The 17,030-nt window shown below is 73.0% G+C and carries 15 protein-coding genes; 12 read left to right on the top strand and 3 right to left on the bottom strand.

Annotated elements, in window-relative coordinates; translation table 11 throughout:
* Window positions 1-13 precede the first annotated feature (13 nt).
* Window positions 14-1,327 (top strand): hypothetical protein, encoded by a 1,314-nt coding sequence (locus tag ACFYXK_RS23465; protein ID WP_389412866.1) that lies wholly within the window; start codon window positions 14-16, stop codon window positions 1,325-1,327.
* Here the strand turns inward: ACFYXK_RS23465 and ACFYXK_RS23470 are convergent.
* The gene (locus ACFYXK_RS23470) at window positions 1,281-2,321 is read right to left on the bottom strand and encodes an ATP-binding protein (RefSeq protein ID WP_389412867.1); all 1,041 of its coding nucleotides are present in this window, start codon (window positions 2,319-2,321) and stop codon (window positions 1,281-1,283) included. The two genes, ACFYXK_RS23465 and ACFYXK_RS23470, sit on opposite strands and share 47 nt — an antisense overlap.
* 109 nt (window positions 2,322-2,430) lie before the next feature.
* On the opposite strand from ACFYXK_RS23470, the gene ACFYXK_RS23475 reads away from it, so the two are divergent.
* Window positions 2,431-3,252 (top strand): oxidoreductase, encoded by an 822-nt coding sequence (locus ACFYXK_RS23475; protein ID WP_383506103.1) that lies wholly within the window; start codon window positions 2,431-2,433, stop codon window positions 3,250-3,252.
* A gap of 733 nt (window positions 3,253-3,985) precedes the next feature.
* On the opposite strand, the gene ACFYXK_RS23480 is transcribed toward ACFYXK_RS23475, so the two are convergent.
* Window positions 3,986-4,822 (bottom strand): HAD family hydrolase, encoded by an 837-nt coding sequence (locus tag ACFYXK_RS23480; protein ID WP_389412948.1) that lies wholly within the window; start codon window positions 4,820-4,822, stop codon window positions 3,986-3,988.
* Window positions 4,823-5,365: 543 nt separating this feature from the next.
* On the opposite strand from ACFYXK_RS23480, the gene ssd reads away from it, so the two are divergent.
* From ssd to ACFYXK_RS23515, 7 genes are all read left to right on the top strand, one after another.
* Window positions 5,366-6,538, top strand: a complete 1,173-nt coding sequence (gene ssd / locus ACFYXK_RS23485; RefSeq protein ID WP_389412949.1) for a septum site-determining protein Ssd — start codon at window positions 5,366-5,368, stop codon at window positions 6,536-6,538.
* Complete coding sequence (locus ACFYXK_RS23490) at window positions 6,535-7,683, top strand: TadA family conjugal transfer-associated ATPase (RefSeq protein ID WP_383506100.1); 1,149 nt, start codon at window positions 6,535-6,537, stop codon at window positions 7,681-7,683. The genes ssd and ACFYXK_RS23490 overlap by 4 nt, the downstream gene beginning before the upstream one ends.
* Before the next feature lie 5 nt (window positions 7,684-7,688).
* Window positions 7,689-8,564, top strand: coding sequence for a type II secretion system F family protein (locus tag ACFYXK_RS23495; RefSeq protein ID WP_389412868.1), 876 nt, complete (start codon window positions 7,689-7,691; stop codon window positions 8,562-8,564).
* Window positions 8,564-9,340, top strand: a complete 777-nt coding sequence (locus ACFYXK_RS23500; protein WP_389412869.1) for a type II secretion system F family protein — start codon at window positions 8,564-8,566, stop codon at window positions 9,338-9,340. The genes ACFYXK_RS23495 and ACFYXK_RS23500 overlap by 1 nt, the downstream gene beginning before the upstream one ends.
* A gap of 98 nt (window positions 9,341-9,438) precedes the next feature.
* Entirely contained in the window at window positions 9,439-9,636 is a 198-nt protein-coding gene (locus ACFYXK_RS23505; protein WP_389412870.1) for a DUF4244 domain-containing protein, read from the top strand.
* A 34-nt stretch (window positions 9,637-9,670) separates the two neighbouring features.
* Entirely contained in the window at window positions 9,671-10,000 is a 330-nt protein-coding gene (locus ACFYXK_RS23510) for a TadE family type IV pilus minor pilin (protein WP_389412871.1), read from the top strand.
* A complete protein-coding gene (locus tag ACFYXK_RS23515) occupies window positions 9,997-10,338 on the top strand; it encodes an Rv3654c family TadE-like protein (RefSeq protein WP_389412872.1) in 342 nt (113 codons plus the stop codon). The genes ACFYXK_RS23510 and ACFYXK_RS23515 overlap by 4 nt, the downstream gene beginning before the upstream one ends.
* 393 nt (window positions 10,339-10,731) lie before the next feature.
* Here ACFYXK_RS23515 and ACFYXK_RS23520 read toward each other — a convergent pair whose 3' ends face one another.
* Entirely contained in the window at window positions 10,732-13,185 is a 2,454-nt protein-coding gene (locus ACFYXK_RS23520; protein WP_389412873.1) for a DEAD/DEAH box helicase, read from the bottom strand.
* 81 nt (window positions 13,186-13,266) lie between these two features.
* Between ACFYXK_RS23520 and bldG the strand changes: the two genes are divergently transcribed.
* The 3 genes from bldG to ACFYXK_RS23535 all read left to right on the top strand — a co-directional run bounded on the left by bldG (window position 13,267) and on the right by ACFYXK_RS23535 (window position 16,929).
* Window positions 13,267-13,608, top strand: a complete 342-nt coding sequence (gene bldG / locus ACFYXK_RS23525) for an anti-sigma factor antagonist BldG (protein WP_030152678.1) — start codon at window positions 13,267-13,269, stop codon at window positions 13,606-13,608.
* A gap of 117 nt (window positions 13,609-13,725) precedes the next feature.
* On the top strand, window positions 13,726-14,166 hold the full coding sequence (locus ACFYXK_RS23530; RefSeq protein WP_383506080.1) for an ATP-binding protein: 441 nt from the start codon (window positions 13,726-13,728) through the stop codon (window positions 14,164-14,166).
* Between the two features lie 357 nt (window positions 14,167-14,523).
* Window positions 14,524-16,929: a sodium-translocating pyrophosphatase gene (locus tag ACFYXK_RS23535; RefSeq protein WP_389412874.1), complete on the top strand. Its 2,406-nt coding sequence runs from the start codon at window positions 14,524-14,526 to the stop codon at window positions 16,927-16,929.
* Window positions 16,930-17,030: the final 101 nt, after the last annotated feature.

The raw sequence follows: 17,030 nt of genomic DNA on the forward strand, positions 1-17,030 counted from the left end.
GAGAGGTGGACGGATGATCGCCGCCACGAAGAAGATCGCCGGCGGCCTGGTCGCCACGGCGCTGGTGCTGGGCGTCGCCGGGTGCAGCACCTCCGAAGGTGCCAAACCCCCGTCCCCCGGGGGTCCGAACGGCAAGAAGGGCGCCGCCGCCCCGGAGGCCGCCCCCGGCAGCCTCAACCGGCTCATCGGCGACGGCTCGACCGCGTACACGGGTGCGCAGCCGAACGTGCCGAAGCCGCAGAAACTGAAGCCCGGCGAGAAGCCGCCGCAGTTCGTGGTGTTCTCGTGGGACGGGGCCGGCGAGGACAGCCAAAAGCTCTTCTCGCACTTCCGCGAGGTCGGCAAGAAGTACAACGCCCGGATGACGTACTTCCTCAGCGGCGTGTACATGCTCCCTGAGGAGAAACGTTCCCTCTACACGGCCCCGCAGCACGAGTCGGGCCGCTCCGACATCGGCTTCGGCGATCCCCAGGGCATCAAGGACACGGCCACCCAGGTCCGTGCGGCCTGGCTCGAGGGCAACGAGATCGGCACCCACTTCAACGGCCACTTCTGCGGTCCCGACGGCGGCGTCGGCACCTGGTCCGTGCCGGAGTGGAAGAGCGAGATCAACCAGGCCAAGTCGTTCGTCAAGAACTGGAAGACCAACACGCCGGACCTCAAGGGCCTGGAGCCGCTCCCGTTCGACTACGACAAGGAGCTCATCGGCGCCCGCACCCCGTGCCTCGAAGGCCAGAAGAACTTCATGCTGGCGGCCAAGGACATGGGCTTCCGCTACGACTCCAGCGGCATCAGCAAGCAGATCTGGCCGAAGAAGACGGACGGGCTCTGGGACGTCCCGCTCCAGCTGGTGCCCATGCCGGGCCGCGCCTTCGACACCCTGAGCATGGACTACAACTACCTGGTCAACCAGTCCGGGACGACCACTCAGGGCGACCCCTCGCAGCACGCGTACTGGGGCGAGCAGATGCGCGAAGGCCTCCAGCAGGCCTTCGACCGGGTCTACCAGGGCAACCGCGCGCCGCTGATCATCGGCAACCACTTCGAGTCCTGGAACGGCGGCACGTACATGAAGGCCGTCGAGGACTCCATCCAGTCGATGTGCACGCAGAAGGAGGTCCGCTGCGTGCCGTTCCGCGAGCTGGTCGACTGGCTGGACGCGCAGGACCCGAAGGTCCTGGAGTGGATGCGCGGCCTCGACGTCGGCGAGGCGCCCAAGGAGGGCTGGACCAAGTTCCTGACGGCGGGGCCGCCGGCCAAGCCGGCCGCCCCCGCCGGGGTCAAGCCGGCTGCGGAGCCGGCCGAAGAGGGTGCGGACGAGGACTGACGAGGTCCGGGGCCGCCGGCGCACCGCCGGCGGTCTCCCGCAGGACGAAATCGGGGTCGACCTGGGCGGCCAGGTCGGCCCCGGTCTTGGCGTTGCCCCAGCTCTCCGCGTTCCGCAGGTGGAAGTGGACCATCTGCTCGGTGTACCGCTCCCAGTCGCGGTGGGCGTACGAGTCGTCGGCCGCGTCCTGGAGGGCCTGCAGGGCCAGCCGGTTGCTCGCCTCGAGCAGCTCGAACGCCGCCGGCCGGCCCTTCTCCATCGCCCGCACCCAGTCGGAGTGCCCGACGGTGACCAGCAGGTCCTCCCCGACCTCGTCCTGGAGGAACTCGATGTCCTCCGTGCCCTGCACCTTGTTGCCGATGACCTTGAGCGCGACGCCGAAGTCCCGGGCGTACTCCTTGTACTGGCGGTAGACCGAGATGCCCTTGCGGGTCGGCTCGGCGACCAGGAAGGTCACGTCGAAGCGGGTGAACATGCCCGAGGCGAAGGAGTCCGAGCCTGCGGTCATGTCGACCACGACGTACTCGTCCGGGCCGTCGACCAGGTGGTTGAGGCAGAGCTCGACCGCCCCGACCTTGGAGTGGTAGCAGGCGACGCCGAGGTCCGACTCGGTGAACGGCCCGGTCGCCATCAGCCGTACGGGCTCCCCGTCGAGCAGCAGCGTGCGCGCGCAGGCCTCGTACACCGGGTTGTCCTCGGTGACCCGCAGCAGGCGCGATCCGGCGCCGGGCGGAGTGGTCTTGATCATCGTGTCGGCGGAGGCGATGCGCGGGTTGGAGCCCCGCAGGTACTCCTTGATCAGGGGCAGGTGCGCGCCCAGGGCGGGCAGCGCGGCGGCCTCGTCCTCGCCGAGTCCGAGCGCGGCGCCCAGGTGCTGGTTGATGTCGGCGTCCACCGCGACGACGGGGGCCTCATTGGCTGCGAGGTGGCGGATGAAGAGGGAGGACAGGGTCGTCTTGCCGCTGCCGCCCTTTCCCACGAAAGCGATCTTCATGTTCACCAAGCGTAGTCTGTCGGTCGCTTTCCGTGGCCCTTGTAAGTGAAGAAGACCACTCCAAGGAGGGCTCGGTGACGAGGACGTCCAGTGCGTAGGCTCCTTACTTATGAGTAGCGCTTCTGACCCGCTGGCCGCCCTGGGTTCGCTCCCGGGCGTCGCCGAATCCGTGGATTCCGTACGCAAGGCCGTGGACCGCGTCTACGGGCACCGGGTGATGCGCCGGCGCAGCGGGGAGATCACCTCGGAGGCCGCGCTGCGCGGGGCCCGTGGGAGCGCCGCGCTGTCCGGGGCGGACTGGGCGCTGGAGGAGGTGCGCCGCCGGACCGACTTCGGGGCGGAGGCGCAGGCGCGCACGGTGGGCGCCGCCCTGCGCCTGACGGCGGAGGCCGGGCAGCTGCTGAGCATCTGGCGCCAGTCGCCGCTGCGGGTGCTGGCGCGCCTGCACCTGGTCGCGTCGGGGTCCACGGCCGAAGGCGACGTGGTGGGCCGCCCGCGGCTGGCGGGCGAACCGGTGGACGAACCCCTGATCACCGCTCCGCTCCCGAGCGCGGAGGAGGTGGCGGGCCGCCTGGACGGCCTGTCCCGGCTGATCATCGCGGGCGGCTCGGCTCCGGCGCTGGTCACGTCGGCGGTGGTGCACGGCGAACTGCTGGCGCTGCGTCCGTTCGGCTCGTACAACGGGCTGGTCGCGCGGGCGGCGGAACGGATCGTGCTGATCAACAGCGGTCTGGACCCGAAGGCGATCTGCCCGGCGGAGGTCGGTCACGCGGAGCAGGGTCGGGACGCGTACCTGGCGGCCTTCGAGGGCTACGTCTCCGGGACCGCGGAGGGAATGGCGGCCTGGATCGCGCACTGCGGCCGTGCGATCGAGCTCGGCGTCCGCGAGTCGACGGCGGTCTGCGAGGCCCTGCAGCGCGGCGCGGCGTAACGGCCCCGGGGCTGGCCTGTCCGGACACAGGGTTGCGGCGACACCGTCTTGCTCTGGTGTCGCCGCTGGCATTTACGCCCAGTTACCAAGCGTCCTCGATAGTTGCCCATCAGGTCGGGGACTTTGCCCGTCACCTGGTGCGGCTGGCCCGTAATCGACGGGTCGACGTCGCGTGGGTGCTCGGCGTTCATGCTTCGGTCCGTGGGCCTTACTGCGTTTTAAAGATGATCCTCTCGGATGTTCTTTGGTCTCGCGGGCCGTTGACTCCTTTGTACTCCGCTTCGGTGACAAGCGGAACCCCTACCCACTTTTTTTACTTTCCGGGACGTCTCGGAACGATCTGGACACCCCGCATCCCCGCAGCTCAACCCCGGTAAGCCACCCCGCCGCAGCCCCCGCCCCGGCCCCCGCGGGGCCTCCGCCCGGGGGTCTTTCAGCCCTCCCGGCGTTTGAGGGGCGAGTCCGGGCAGAGCCCGGTGAACGGGAGAAGGGCGGGGCGGGGAGAGAAGCCCCGCGCAGCGGCAGGCGGCACGCACCGGCAGCGTGCAAGGACGCGCCGCCCGCCGGGGTCCGGCCGCCACTCGGCCGGCACCTGCCGCCCTTGGCGGGGCTGTCGGGGACGGGGCCGGGGCAGCGCCCTGTTGACGACGGCCAGCGGGGCGGCGGGAACCTGCCGCCGCCTGGCGGGAACTGGCCACCCGCCGGGATCGGGGCGGCAGCCCCGGGGGCCCGGTCAGGCAGACGCGGCGGCAGCCAGGGCAGTCGCCCGTCGCCGGCTGGCGTACCAGACCAGCCCGGCGGTAGCCGCAGCCGCACCCACCGCCGCCGCAGCGACCAGCGCCGGCCGCGCCGGCATCGACAGCCCGGGCAGCCGCTGCTTCAACCGCACCGGCCGGTTGAACACCAGCACCGGCCACTCCCGCGCCACCGCCTCCTTGCGCAGCGCCCGGTCGGGATTGACGGCGTGCGGGTGCCCGACCGCTTCCAGCATCGGGATGTCCGTCACCGAGTCGCTGTACGCGTAGCACCGCGAGAGGTCGTACCCCTCGGACTCCGCGAGTTCCCGAACGGCCTCGGCCTTGGTGGGCCCGTAGGCGTAGTACTCGATCTCGCCGGTGAAGCAGCCGTCCTCGCCGATGACCATCCGCGTGGCGACGACCCGGTCCGCACCGAGCATCTCGCCGATCGGCTCGACGACTTCCGCGCCCGACGTCGACACGATCACCACATCGCGGCCCGCGGTGTGGTGCGCCTCGATCAGCGACGCGGCCTCGTCGTAGATCAGCGGGTCGATGAGGTCGTGCAGGGTCTCGGCGACGATCTCCCGCACCTGTTGGACGTTCCACCCCTTGCAGAGGGAGGACAGGTACTCACGCATCCGCTCCATCTGATCGTGGTCGGCGCCGCCGACCAGGTAGATGAACTGGGTATACGCAGTGCGCAGCACGGCTCGGCGGTTGATCAGGCCGCCCTGGTAGAAGGACTTGCTGAACGTCAGAGTGCTTGACTTCGCAATGACCGTCTTGTCCAGGTCGAAGAAGGCTGCGGTGCGGGGCGACGAGTGCGGCAAGGGCTGGATTTCCACGCCCCGAGCATATGCGCCCACCATTCGGCGTAAGGTGTGGCGCGTGGGTTTGCCTGAGAAGGCTCTCGGGTACACCATGGAAGTCACGGATCGTTCGCGACCGTGCTAACCCGGTCTGGCTCCTCCCCCCCCGAGTCGGACCGTGGGGACGACCCCCGCTCTCCCCCCCGGCGGGGGTCGTCGCATGTCCGGACGCGGTTCGCGTCCCTGCCTTCGGCCCCAAGTGACCATTCCTGCAGCCCTCCTTCCTCGGCGGGCCGTGCGTGGCGAAGGCCCTCACCCCCTCGGACGCGTGACGGAGCGTAGTCGTTCCGCCGCGCTCTGGAACTCACCTGTCGGGGTGATGGAGTTATTCACAGGGCGCCTGTTGTCCACAGTTTTGAGGCAAGATCCACTTCTTTTTCCGGATCGCTGCACGGTGATTCCAGCCGCGAAGTCCGCGGTGCTGGGATTTGCAGTGAGAAGGGGGCGGAGATCGTGGCTGGATCGAAGTCGTGTGAAGTGCCGGAGCGCGCGGAAGCAGGCGGAATCAGGCCATTGGGCGCTCCGGGCGGGCTGGTGCCCGCCGGCGGGCGGCCGCTGATCATCACCGAGGACCCGCTGCTGCTCGACGATCTGCTGCGGCTGTGCGCGGCTGCGGGCGCCGAGCCGCATGTGCACCATGCGGTGCCGGAGCAAAGCGGAGGGGGCGGTGGCGGAAGCGGCGGGAGGGGTGAAAGCGGTGACGGGGACGCCGTGGAGCCGCGCGGAAGCGTCGGATGGGAGTCCGCGCCGCTCGTGCTCGTCGGGGACGATGCCGCCCGCCGGGTGCGCGGTGCTCCGCGCCGCGGCGGGGTGCTGCTCGTCGGCAGGGATCTGGACGACCCCCTCGTATGGCAGCGGGCGGTGGAGATCGGCGCCGAGGAAGTGCTCCGGCTGCCCGACGCGGAGAGCCGGCTCGTCGACCGCATCGCCGATGTGGTGGAGGGAGCCGGGAAACCCGCCCTCGCCGTCGGGGTGATCGGCGGCAGCGGCGGGGCCGGGGCCTCCACCCTCGCGTGCGCCCTCGCCCTGCGGGCCGCCCGCGCCGGGGAGCGGACCATCCTCATCGACGGTGACCCGCTCGGCGGCGGCATGGATGTGCTGCTCGGCGGCGAGGGCGCCGAAGGGCTGCGCTGGCCGGACTTCGCGGCCTCGCGGGGCCGGGTGGCCGCCGGCGCGCTGGAGGAGTCCCTGCCGGAGCTGCATGCCCTGCGGGTGCTCAGCTGGGACCGCGGGGACCGGGTGGTGGTGCCGCCCGCGGCGATGCGCTCCGTACTGGCCGCCGCGCGCCGCCGGGGCGGGGTCGTGGTGGTCGACCTGCCCCGGCGGGTGGACGAGGCCGTGGCCGAGGCGCTGGCGCAGCTGGACCTGGTGCTGATGGTGGTGCCGGGCGAGTTGCGGGCCGTGGCCGCCGCGGGACGGGTCGCGGCCGGGGTGCGGATGGTGGCCCGGGATGTCCGCGTGGTCGTACGGGGCCGCTGTCCGGGCGGGCTCGATGCCGAGTCGGTGGCCGGGCTGTTGGGGGTCCCGCTGGCCGGCGAAGTGCCGGTCGAGGTGGGGCTGCCGGGGCGGGTCGCCGAGGGGGAACCGCCGGGCGGGCAGGGGCGGGGCGCGCTGGCCCGGTTCTGCGACGGCTTCTGGCGGCGGGCGCTCGGCCCCGCCCAGGGGGTGGCGGCATGAGCGCCGTGCTCCTGGACGCGGTGCGGCAGCGGCTCGCCGAGAGCGGGGCGGAGCCGACCCCGGCCCGGGTGGCGGCGGCCCTGCGGGCGCAGGGCCGGCTGCTCGGCGATGCGGAAGTGCTGGGTGTGGCGGCCGAGTTGCGGTCCGAACTGGTCGGAGCCGGCCCGCTGGAGCCGCTGCTCGCCGACCCGGAGGCCACCGATGTCCTGGTGGCCGCCCCGGACCGGGTGTGGGTGGACCGCGGCGGCGGGCTGGAGCTGACGGGGGTGACGTTCGCCGACGCCGATGCCGTGCGCAGGCTCGCCCAGCGGCTGGCGGCCGTCGCCGGCCGGCGACTGGACGACGCCCGGCCCTGGGTGGACGCCCGGATGCCGGACGGCACCCGGCTGCATGCCGTCCTGCCGCCGGTGGCGGTCGGCTCGGCCTGCCTGTCGCTGCGGGTGGTGAGGCCGCGGGCGTTCACGCTGGAGGAGCTGGTCGAGGCGGGCACGCTGCCGCCGGGCGGTCAGTCACTGCTCCGGGACATGGTCGAGGCCCGGCTGTCGTTCCTCGTCTCCGGCGGGACAGGCACCGGCAAGACCACCCTGCTCAGTGCCCTGTTGGGGCTGGTGGGCCCCGGCGAGCGGATCGTCCTCGCCGAGGATTCGGCCGAGCTGCGGCCCGACCATCCGCATGTGGTGCGGCTGGAGACCCGACCGGCCAACCAGGAGGGGGCGGGCCTGGTCACGCTGGCGGATCTGGTCCGCCAGGCGCTGCGCATGAGGCCGGACCGGCTCGTCGTCGGCGAGGTCCGGGGCGCCGAAGTGGCCGATCTCCTGGCGGCTTTGAACACGGGCCACGAAGGAGGCTGTGGCACGGTCCATGCGAATGCGGCCGCGCACGTGCCGGCCCGGCTGGAGGCGCTCGGGACGAGCGCCGGGCTCGACCGGGCCGCCCTGCACAGCCAGTTGGCGGCCGCGCTGACCCTGGTGGTCCATCTGGTCCGGGACCGGGCCGGGCGCCGCCGGGTGGCCGAGGTGCACGTACTGGAACGGGATGCCGCCGGGCTGGTGGTCACCGTACCGGCGCTGCGCTGGTCCGCCCGGGGGTTCGCGCGGGAGCGGGGCTGGGAGCGGCTGCGTCCGCTGCTGCGGGGTGCGCGGTGAACGGCGTGGCCGCGGTGCCGGTGCCGCTGTTCGCCGGAGTGCTGTGCGCCGGGACGGCCGCCTGGGCCCTGGGCGGGGGAGACCGGGTGTCCCGGCGGGCCCGGGTGGTGCTGGCCGGGGGCGGGCCCCTGGTGCCCAGCGGTCCGCTGCGCCGCGAGCGGCTGGTGATCGCCGTACGGGTGCGGGCCGCGCGGTGGCGGGAGTGGTCCTGCCTCGGGGCCGGGCTCGTGGTCGCGGTGTTGGGCGGGTCGGTGATCCCGCTGGCGGCGGGTGCGGCCGCGCTGCCGCTGGTGCGGCGGTGGCTGCGGGTCCGGCAGCGGGAGCGGGCGCGCAGTGCACGGGCCGCCGAGGTGATCGCGCTGTGCGGGGCCGCGGTGGGCGAGCTCCGGTCGGGCGCCCAGCCCGGGCAGGCGCTCACGGCGGCGATGCGGCGGACGGCCGCCGGCCCCGGCGGGCCGGGCGCGGCCGAGGCGGGGGTGCTGGCCGCCGCGGCGTTCGGCGGGGACGTGTCGGCAGCGCTGCGGCAGGCGTCGCGCGAGCCCGGTGCGGAAGGGCTGGCCGGGATGGCCGCCTGCTGGCGGATCTCGGTGGACGGGGGCGCGGGGCTCGCCGCCGGACTGGACCGGCTGGAGGGGGCGTTGCGGGCCGAGCGGGACCGGCAGGAGTCGCTGCGGGCCCAGCTGGCGGGGGCCAGATCGACGACGGCGGTGCTCGCCCTGCTGCCGCTGGTCGGCCTGCTGATCGGCACCGGGCTCGGAGCGGATCCGCTCCACGTGCTGCTCCACACCCCGGTCGGGTGGGGCTGCCTGCTGGCGGGCGGGGTGCTGGAGGCGCTGGGGCTGCTGTGGTGCCGGCGGATCGTACGGGCGGGGGAGCGGTGATGGGGGGCTTCGCGATCCACAGGCTGGGGATGGCGGTGTGCGTCGCGGCGGCGGTGCTGAGCACGGCCTCGGCGGTGGTGGCGCAGGTCCGGGCGCGGGCGGCCCGGCGCAGGATCGGCGCGCTGCTGTCGGCGGAACCGGAGAGGCGGGCGCCGGTGTTCGGGTCCGCGATACGGACGGCGGTGGCCGCATGGGCCGGCCCGACCGGGGCGCTGCTGGCGGCCTGGGTGCTGGTCGGCGGGGTGCCGGGGGTGCTGACCGGCTGCGGTGCGGCGATCGGGGTGTGGCGCTGGCTGCGGCGGGCGCGGCCGCCGGCCGGGGTGGATCCGCAGGAGGTGGAGCGTCAGCTGCCGTTCGCAGCCGATCTGTTGGCCGCCTGCCTCGCGGCCGGTGCCGCGCCGGTGGAGGCCGCGGAGGTGGTGGGCGAGTCGCTGGGCGGCCCGGTGGGCGAGCGGCTGGCGCTGGCCGGTGCGGAGCTGCGGCTCGGCGGCGAACCGGGGGATGCGTGGGGGAGGTTGGCGGAGATACCGGGTGCCCGGGTGCTCGCGGAGTGCCTGGAGCGGGCCGCCCGGACCGGGGCTCCGGCCGCGGAGCCGGTCTCCCGCCTGGCGACCGCCCTCCGCGAGGACCGGGCCCGGCAGGCCGGAGCCCGCGCCCAGCGAGCGGCGGTGCTCGTCACCGCTCCGGTGGGGCTGTGTTTCCTCCCCGCGTTCCTCGCGGTCGGAGTGGCCCCGGTGGTGATCGGAATGGCCTCCGGCCTCCTCTCGGGCACCTGAAGTCACTGCATGAACTCGGACCCCGACTTCGAACCTCAACTCCGAGCCTGAAATCACAACTGAGATCACGTCAAGAAGAAAATCAACGGGAGGTCGTCATGAGGATCATCTGGTTTCGCCTGCGGTCCGCGGTGAGCGGTCGGGCGAACGACGCGGGGATGTCCACTTCCGAATACGCCATGGGCACGATCGCGGCGTGTGCATTCGCCGCCGTTCTGTACAAGGTGGTGACGAGCGAGGTGGTCTCCACGGCACTTCAGTCGACCATCGGAAAGGCACTCGATGTGCCGTTCTGAGGAAAGACGAGGGGGCCCGGGCGACCGGGGATATGTGACGGCGGAGGCCGCCCTGGTGATCCCCGCGCTGGTGCTGTTCGCGGCCCTGCTGGTGTGGGCGCTGATGGCGGCGGCCGCGCAGATCCGGTGTGTGGACGCGGCCCGGGCGGGGGCCCGGGCGGCGGTCCGGTCGGAGCCGCAGGGCGTGGCGGTGGCCGCGGCCCGGGCGGCCGCCCCGCCGGGGGCGGAGGTCGGGGTGGAGCGCGAGGGGGACCTGTGGCGGGTCCGGGTGGCGGCGCCGGCGCCGGGCCCGGGCGGGCTGCCGGTGCGGCTCGGGGCGCAGGCGGTGGCTCTGGCCGAGGACAGCGTGGGGCCGCCGCCATGAGCCGGGACCGGGGTTCGGCGACGGTGTGGGCGGCGCTGGTGGTGACGGTGCTGGGGGCGGTGTTCGGCGGTGTGCTGCTGCTCGGGCAGGCCGTCGTAGCCCGGCACCGCGCGGCGGCGGCCGCCGATCTGGCGGCCCTCGCGGCGGCGGCGACCTGGACCCACGGCCCGGAGGCCGCCTGCGCCGCGGCCCGCCGGGTCGCCGGGGCCCAGAGCGCGGCCGTGACCGCCTGCACCGTCCAGGGCGAGGTGGCCGAGGTGTCGGCCGGCCCCGCCACGGGCCCGTTCGCCCCGACGATCAGCGCCCGAGCGGGGCCGCCGCTGCCGCCCGCCGACTGAGGACCGGCCACGGACGAGCCTCTGGCGGGCTTCCCGGCCGTGCACCTGCCAGGGCGGGAGGTTGAGCAGCGGCCACAGACGAGCCCCGGCGGGCTCTCCCGGCGGGCGCCCGCCGGGGCTCGGGAGGCTGAGGACCGGCCACGGACGAGCCTCTGGTGGGCTTCCCGGCCGGGCACCTGCCAAGGGGGGCGGGAGGCTGAGCGCCGGCCCCGTACGAGCCCCTGGCGGGCTTGCCGGGCGTGCCCCTGCCCCGGGGAGCGGGAGGGTGAGGGTCGGCCTCGTACGAGGCCCTGGCGGGCTCCCCGGGCGGGCACCTGCCAGGGGGTCGGGAGGGTGAGGGCCGGCCCCGTACGAGGCCCTCGCGGGCTTCCTGGGCCGCACCCCGCCCCGGGCTCAGGAGGGTGGGGCCTGCGCCAGGAGGCGGGTGAGCAGGCGGATCGCGCCGCGTTTGTGGAGGGGGTCGTTGCCGTTGCCGCACTTGGGGGACTGGATGCAGGAGGGGCAGCCCGCCTCGCATTCGCAGGCCGCGATCGCATCGCGGGTCGCCGTCAGCCAGGCGCGGGCCGTGTGGAAGGCGCGCTCCGCGAAGCCGGCGCCGCCGGGGTGGCCGTCGTACACGAACACGGTCGGGAGGAGGGTGTCGGGATGCAGCGGGACGGAGACCCCGCCGATGTCCCAGCGGTCGCAGGTGGCGAACAGCGGCAGCAGGCCGATGGAGGCGTGCTCGGCGGCGTGCAGGGCGCCGCCGAGGATCTCCGGGTTGATCCGGGCCTCGTCGAGCTGGTCCTCGGTCACGGTCCACCACACGGCCCGGGTGCGCAGGGTGCGGGGCGGCAGGTCCAGCTTGGCCTCGCCGAGCACCTCGCCGGTGATCAGTTTGCGGCGCAGGTACGAGACGACCTGGTTGGTCACCTCGACCGAACCGAAGCAGAGCCGGGCCGGTCCCCAGGGGATCTCGGTCTCGGTCTCGAGGACGGAGACGGAGGTGGTGTCACGGGCGGTGGTCGAGAAGGGCGGGCTGGACTCCTCGACCAGCGCGACCGAATCCTCCAGGTCCAGGTGCTTCACCAGGTAGGTGCGGCCCTGGTGGAGGTGGACGGCCCCGTCGTGGACGGCGGTGTGGGCCGCCGACTCGTCGACCGTGCCCAGCAGGCGCCCGGTGGCCGCCTCGACGATCTGCACCGGGCGGCCGCCCTCGCCCCGGATGTCGGTCAGGTCCGAGGCCCGCTCCCGGCGGGTCCAGTGCCAGGCCGTGGCCCGCCGGCGCAGCAGTTTCGCCGCCTCCAGCTGCGGGATCAGCTCCGCGGCCGCCGGGCCGAACAGGGCGAGGTCCGCCTCCGTCAGCGGGAGCTCGGCGGCGGCCGCGCACAGGTGCGGGGCCAGGACGTACGGGTTGTCCGGGTCGAGGACCGTGGCTTCCACCGGTTGGCGGAACAGGGCCTCCGGATGGTGGACCAGATAGGTGTCCAGGGGGTCGTCCCGGGCGATCAGTACGGCCAGGGCGCCCTGGCCCGAGCGCCCGGCGCGGCCCGCCTGCTGCCACAGGGAGGCCCGGGTGCCCGGGTACCCGGTGATCAGGACGGCGTCCAGGCCCGAGACGTCCACGCCCAGTTCCAGGGCCGTGGTGGCGGCCAGGCCGAGCAGCTCGCCGGAGTGCAGGGCCCGCTCCAGGGCCCGGCGCTCCTCGGGCAGGTAGCCGCCCCGGTAGGCCGCGACACGCCGGGGCAGGGACCGGTCCACCTCGGCGAGCCGCTCCTGGGCGATCACCGAGATCAGCTCGGCGCCGCGCCGGGAGCGGACGAAGGCGACCGTACGGACCCCCTGGACGACCAGGTCGGTCAGCAGGTCGGCGGTCTCGGCCGTGGCGGTGCGGCGTACCGGGGCGCCCTTCTCGCCCCGCAGATCGGTCAGCGGCGGCTCCCACAGGGCGAAGACCACCTCGCCGCGCGGGGAGGCGTCGTCGGCGACCTCGGTGACCGGCACGCCGGTCAGCCGGGACGCCGCGAGCGCCGGGTCGCTCGCCGTGGCGGAGGCCAGCAGGAAGACCGGATCGGCGCCGTAGCGGGCGCACAGCCGCCGCAGCCGGCGCAGCACCTGGGCGACGTGGGAGCCGAAGACGCCCCGGTAGGTGTGGCACTCGTCGATGACCACGTAGCGCAGCGAGCGCAGGAAGGAGGACCAGCGGGGATGGGCGGGCAGGATCCCCCGGTGGAGCATGTCGGGGTTGGTGAGGACGTAGTTCGCGTACTGGCGCACCCATTCGCGTTCCTCGACCGGCGTGTCGCCGTCGTAGACCGCGGGCCGCACGGCGTTGCCCAGGGGTGCGGCCAGCGCGCGTACGGCGCGCCGCTGGTCGGCTGCCAGAGCCTTGGTCGGGGCCAGGTAGAGGGCGGTCGCGCCCCGCCCGTTCGGCGCCGCAGCGCCGTCCACGAGGGCGGAGAGCACGGGCGCGAGGTACGCCAGCGACTTGCCCGAGGCGGTTCCGGTGGCGACGACCACCGACTCGCCGTCCAGGGCGTGCTCGGCCGCCGCGGCCTGGTGTTCCCACGGATGGTCGATCCCGGCGGCCTGAATTGCGGCTACGACATCCGTTCGGATGCGGTCGGGCCAGACTGCATGACGACCCGCCCGAGGGGGCAAGTGCTCCGTATGGGTGATGCGCGCAGCTCGAGAAGGCCCCCGTGAGAGGCGGTCCAGAACCGTGCCGGGGGTGGGTCGTGGGTCCTCGGGTGCCGTGGGCTGACCGGGACGGTGAGTATTGGCCATTGGAAGCGAGTGTGTCACCGGCGTGCGGGACAATGGTCCGAAGGCGTCGTGCGCGCCTGCCGGTAAGTGATTGAATGCCATCGCGGCAGCCAATCCCTCCTCTGCCTACGGGTGGGGAGGCCCCTGGGGGGCGCCGCTCGATAGCAAGGTGCTGGAGGATCCGTGGACCTGTCCCTGTCGACTCGCACTGTCGGCGACCGCACGGTCGTGGAAGTCGGTGGCGAGATTGATGTGTATACCGCGCCCAAGCTGCGCGAGCAGTTGGTCGAGTTGGTGAACGACGGCAGCTACCACCTGGTTGTCGACATGGAGCGAGTGGACTTCCTCGACTCCACCGGCCTTGGTGTGCTCGTGGGAGGTCTCAAGCGCGTCCGTGCGCACGAGGGCTCGCTGCGGCTGGTGTGCAACCAGGAGCGCATCCTGAAGATCTTCCGCATCACCGGTCTGACCAAGGTGTTCCCGATCCACACGACGGTGGAAGACGCCGTCGCCGCCACCGACTGACGGCTCGCCGTCCGCGGCGCCGCAGGGCGCCGCGGAGGGAGCCGAAGAGGAGCGGGGGCGCGGGCCGAAGCGGTCCGGGCCCCTGTAAGGCACGCCCGTAGTCCGAGGGGGACGCGCATGGCCATCGTTGAACTGCGCTTCAGCGCCCAGCCCGAACACGTCCGGACGGCCCGCCTGGTCGCGGCCGCCGTGGCACGGCGGGCCGGCGTGGACGAAGCCGTGCTCGACGAGGTCCGCCTCGCCGTGGGCGAGGCCTGCTCGCGCGCCGTCGGTCTGCATGTCAGCAACGGGCTGACCGCGCCCGTCCGGGTGGTCCTGACCGAGGAGGAGAAGCTGTTCTCCATCGAGGTCGGCGACGAGGTGCCCGGACCGGCCGGCGGCCCTACGGGCGCCGTGCCCGGCCTCGACGCCGCCCTGGACCCGGACACCGACACCGAGGACGAGATGGGTCTCGCGGTGATCAGCGGGCTCGTCGACGACGTCGAGGTGACGAGCGGGGAGTCGGGCGGGACCATCCGGATGAGCTGGCCGGTGTCCGGCGCGTCCGATCTTCCGTAGCCCGGCGGTCCCGCGGTCGGCCCGTCGCCCGTCGCCCGTCGCTCTGCGGTCCCGTAGCCAGCAGTCGGTGCCGCTGTAGCTGCCGCCGTGGGTGTCGCAGTCGGTGCGGGAGATTTTTCCGATCTTATTCAAGGCCCTGCTGAGCAGGGCCTTTTTTCATACCCCCACGGCATTTCCTAGATCAATGACCGGGCGTCAATGCCTTTGTCCCATTACCTCTTTCGGGGGTAATGGAGTGACGCGATCTATTGCTGAGGAGCAAGAGCAGGCCAATTCCGTTTCCCGCGCACTGTTTTGATCGGGAAGAGCTCCCTACAATCCGTCCACATCTTGAGCTCATCACGTCAAGGAGGACGAATGACGGGGCTCTTCACCCCCAACGCGCCGATCGGAAACTCCGATCTGGCAGCCGCAGTACTCACCGATGACAATCGGCTCATCGTCATGGTGATCGCGGCCGTGGCACTTGCCGCACTCGTCGTCGCGCAGATCCTGGTCCGCCAGGTCCTCGCCGCGGACGAGGGCACCGACAGCATGAAGAAGATCGCGGCAGCCGTTCAGGAAGGCGCCAACGCCTACCTCGGCCGGCAGCTGCGCACCCTCGCGGTCTTCGCTGTCGTCGTGTTCTTCCTGCTCTTCCTGCTGCCCGCCGACGACTGGACCCAGCGGGCGGGACGTTCCGCCTTCTTCCTCGTGGGCGCCATCTTCTCGGCGGCCACCGGCTACATCGGCATGCGGCTCGCGGTCCGCGCCAACGTCCGCGTCGCCGCCGCCGCACGCGAGGCCACCCCCGCCGAGGGCGAGCCCGCCAAGGACCTCACCGACGTCGCCCACAAGGCCATGCGGATCGCCTTCCGCACCGGCGGCGTCGTCGGCATGTTCACCGTCGGCCTCGGCCTTCTCGGCGCCTCCTGCGTCGTCCTGGTCTACGCCGCCGACGCCCCCAAGGTCCTGGAGGGCTTCGGCCTCGGCGCCGCCCTGATCGCGATGTTCATGCGCGTCGGCGGCGGCATCTTCACCAAGGCCGCCGACGTCGGCGCCGACCTGGTCGGCAAGGTCGAGCAGGGCATTCCGGAGGACGACCCGCGCAATGCCGCGACCATCGCCGACAATGTGGGCGACAACGTCGGCGACTGCGCCGGTATGGCGGCCGACCTCTTCGAGTCGTACGCCGTCACCCTGGTGGCCGCGCTCATCCTCGGCAAGGCCGCCTTCGGCGACCTGGGCCTGGCCTTCCCGCTGATCGTCCCCGCCATCGGCGTCATCACCGCCATGATCGGCATCTTCGCGGTCTCCCCGCGCCGCGCCGACCGCAGCGGAATGACCGCCATCAACCGCGGCTTCTTCATCTCGGCCGTGATCTCGCTGGCGCTGGTCGCCGTCGCCGTCTTCGTGTACCTGCCGGCGAGCTACAAGGACCTGGTCGGCGTCGAGGACGCCTCGATCACCAGCCACTCCGGCGACCCGCGCATCCTGGCCCTCGTCGCCGTCGCGATCGGCATCGTGCTCGCGGCCCTGATCCAGCAGCTGACCGGCTACTTCACCGAGACCAACCGCCGTCCCGTCCGGGACATCGGCAAGTCCTCCCTGACCGGCGCGGCCACCGTCGTCCTCGCCGGCATCTCCGTCGGCCTGGAGTCCGCCGTCTACACGGCGCTGCTCATCGGCCTCGGCGTGTACGGGGCGTTCCTGCTCGGCGGTACGTCGATCATGCTGGCGCTCTTCGCGGTGGCCCTGGCCGGCACCGGCCTGCTCACCACCGTCGGCGTCATCGTCGCCATGGACACCTTCGGGCCCGTCTCCGACAACGCCCAGGGCATCGCCGAGATGTCCGGCGACGTCGAGGGCGCCGGTGCACAGGTGCTGACCGACCTGGACGCCGTCGGCAACACCACCAAGGCCATCACCAAGGGCATCGCGATCGCCACCGCCGTGCTCGCCGCGGCCGCGCTGTTCGGCTCGTACAACGACGCCATCGCGGGCGCGATCAAGCAGGTCGGGGCCAAGGCCGGGGAGATGAACCTCAGCCTGGACATCGCCCAGCCCAACAACCTGGTCGGCCTGATCCTGGGCGCGGCGGTCGTGTTCCTGTTCTCCGGCCTCGCCATCAACGCCGTCTCCCGCTCCGCGGGCGCCGTCGTCTACGAGGTGCGCCGCCAGTTCCGCGAGCACCCCGGGATCATGGACTACACCGAGAAGCCCGAGTACGGGCGCGTCGTGGACATCTGCACCAAGGACGCGCTGCGCGAGCTCGCCACGCCCGGCCTGCTCGCCGTGCTCACCCCGATCGCCATCGGGTTCTCGCTCGGCGTCGGCGCGCTCGGCTCGTTCCTCGCGGGCGCCATCGGCACCGGCACCCTGATGGCCGTCTTCCTCGCCAACTCCGGTGGCGCGTGGGACAACGCCAAGAAGCTCGTCGAGGACGGCCACCACGGCGGCAAGGGCAGCGAGGCCCACGCCGCGACCGTCATCGGCGACACCGTCGGCGACCCGTTCAAGGACACCGCCGGTCCCGCGATCAACCCGCTGCTCAAGGTCATGAACCTGGTGGCGCTGCTGATCGCCCCGGCGGTCGTGCAGTTCAGCTACGGCGCCGACGCGAGCGCGACCGTGCGCGCGATCGTCGCCGTCATCGCCATCGCCGTCATCATCGGCGCGGTGTACATCTCCAAGCGCCGCGGCATCGCCGTCGGCGACGAGGGCGACGGCCCGGAGCCCGCGGAGCGGGTGGCCCAGCAGGCCGATCCCGCGGTGGTCTCCTGACCCGACGGGTGATCCGGGGGGCGACCCTCGGAGCAGCCGGAAGGCCGGACGGCCCGAAGTCGAAGGTACGACCGAACGGCGGACAGGCGGCGCGGACTGAC

It is taken from the genome of Streptomyces sp. NPDC002209, assembly GCF_042890265.1.
Taxonomy (GTDB): Bacteria; Actinomycetota; Actinomycetes; order Streptomycetales; family Streptomycetaceae; genus Streptomyces.

Bases quoted from the DNA above. Each gene is read 5' to 3' on its own strand.
- ACFYXK_RS23530 (WP_383506080.1), top strand. From the start codon at position 13,726: ATGGCCATCGTTGAACTGCGCTTCAGCGCCCAGCCCGAACACGTCCGG.
- ACFYXK_RS23490 (WP_383506100.1), top strand. From the start codon at position 6,535: ATGAGCGCCGTGCTCCTGGACGCGGTGCGGCAGCGGCTCGCCGAGAGC.
- ACFYXK_RS23515 (WP_389412872.1), top strand. From the start codon at position 9,997: ATGAGCCGGGACCGGGGTTCGGCGACGGTGTGGGCGGCGCTGGTGGTG.
- ACFYXK_RS23500 (WP_389412869.1), top strand. From the start codon at position 8,564: ATGGGGGGCTTCGCGATCCACAGGCTGGGGATGGCGGTGTGCGTCGCG.
- ACFYXK_RS23470 (WP_389412867.1), bottom strand. From the start codon at position 2,321: ATGAAGATCGCTTTCGTGGGAAAGGGCGGCAGCGGCAAGACGACCCTG.
- ACFYXK_RS23505 (WP_389412870.1), top strand. From the start codon at position 9,439: ATGAGGATCATCTGGTTTCGCCTGCGGTCCGCGGTGAGCGGTCGGGCG.
- ACFYXK_RS23535 (WP_389412874.1), top strand. From the start codon at position 14,524: ATGACGGGGCTCTTCACCCCCAACGCGCCGATCGGAAACTCCGATCTG.
- ACFYXK_RS23520 (WP_389412873.1), bottom strand. From the start codon at position 13,185: ATGGCATTCAATCACTTACCGGCAGGCGCGCACGACGCCTTCGGACCA.
- ACFYXK_RS23475 (WP_383506103.1), top strand. From the start codon at position 2,431: ATGAGTAGCGCTTCTGACCCGCTGGCCGCCCTGGGTTCGCTCCCGGGC.
- ACFYXK_RS23465 (WP_389412866.1), top strand. From the start codon at position 14: ATGATCGCCGCCACGAAGAAGATCGCCGGCGGCCTGGTCGCCACGGCG.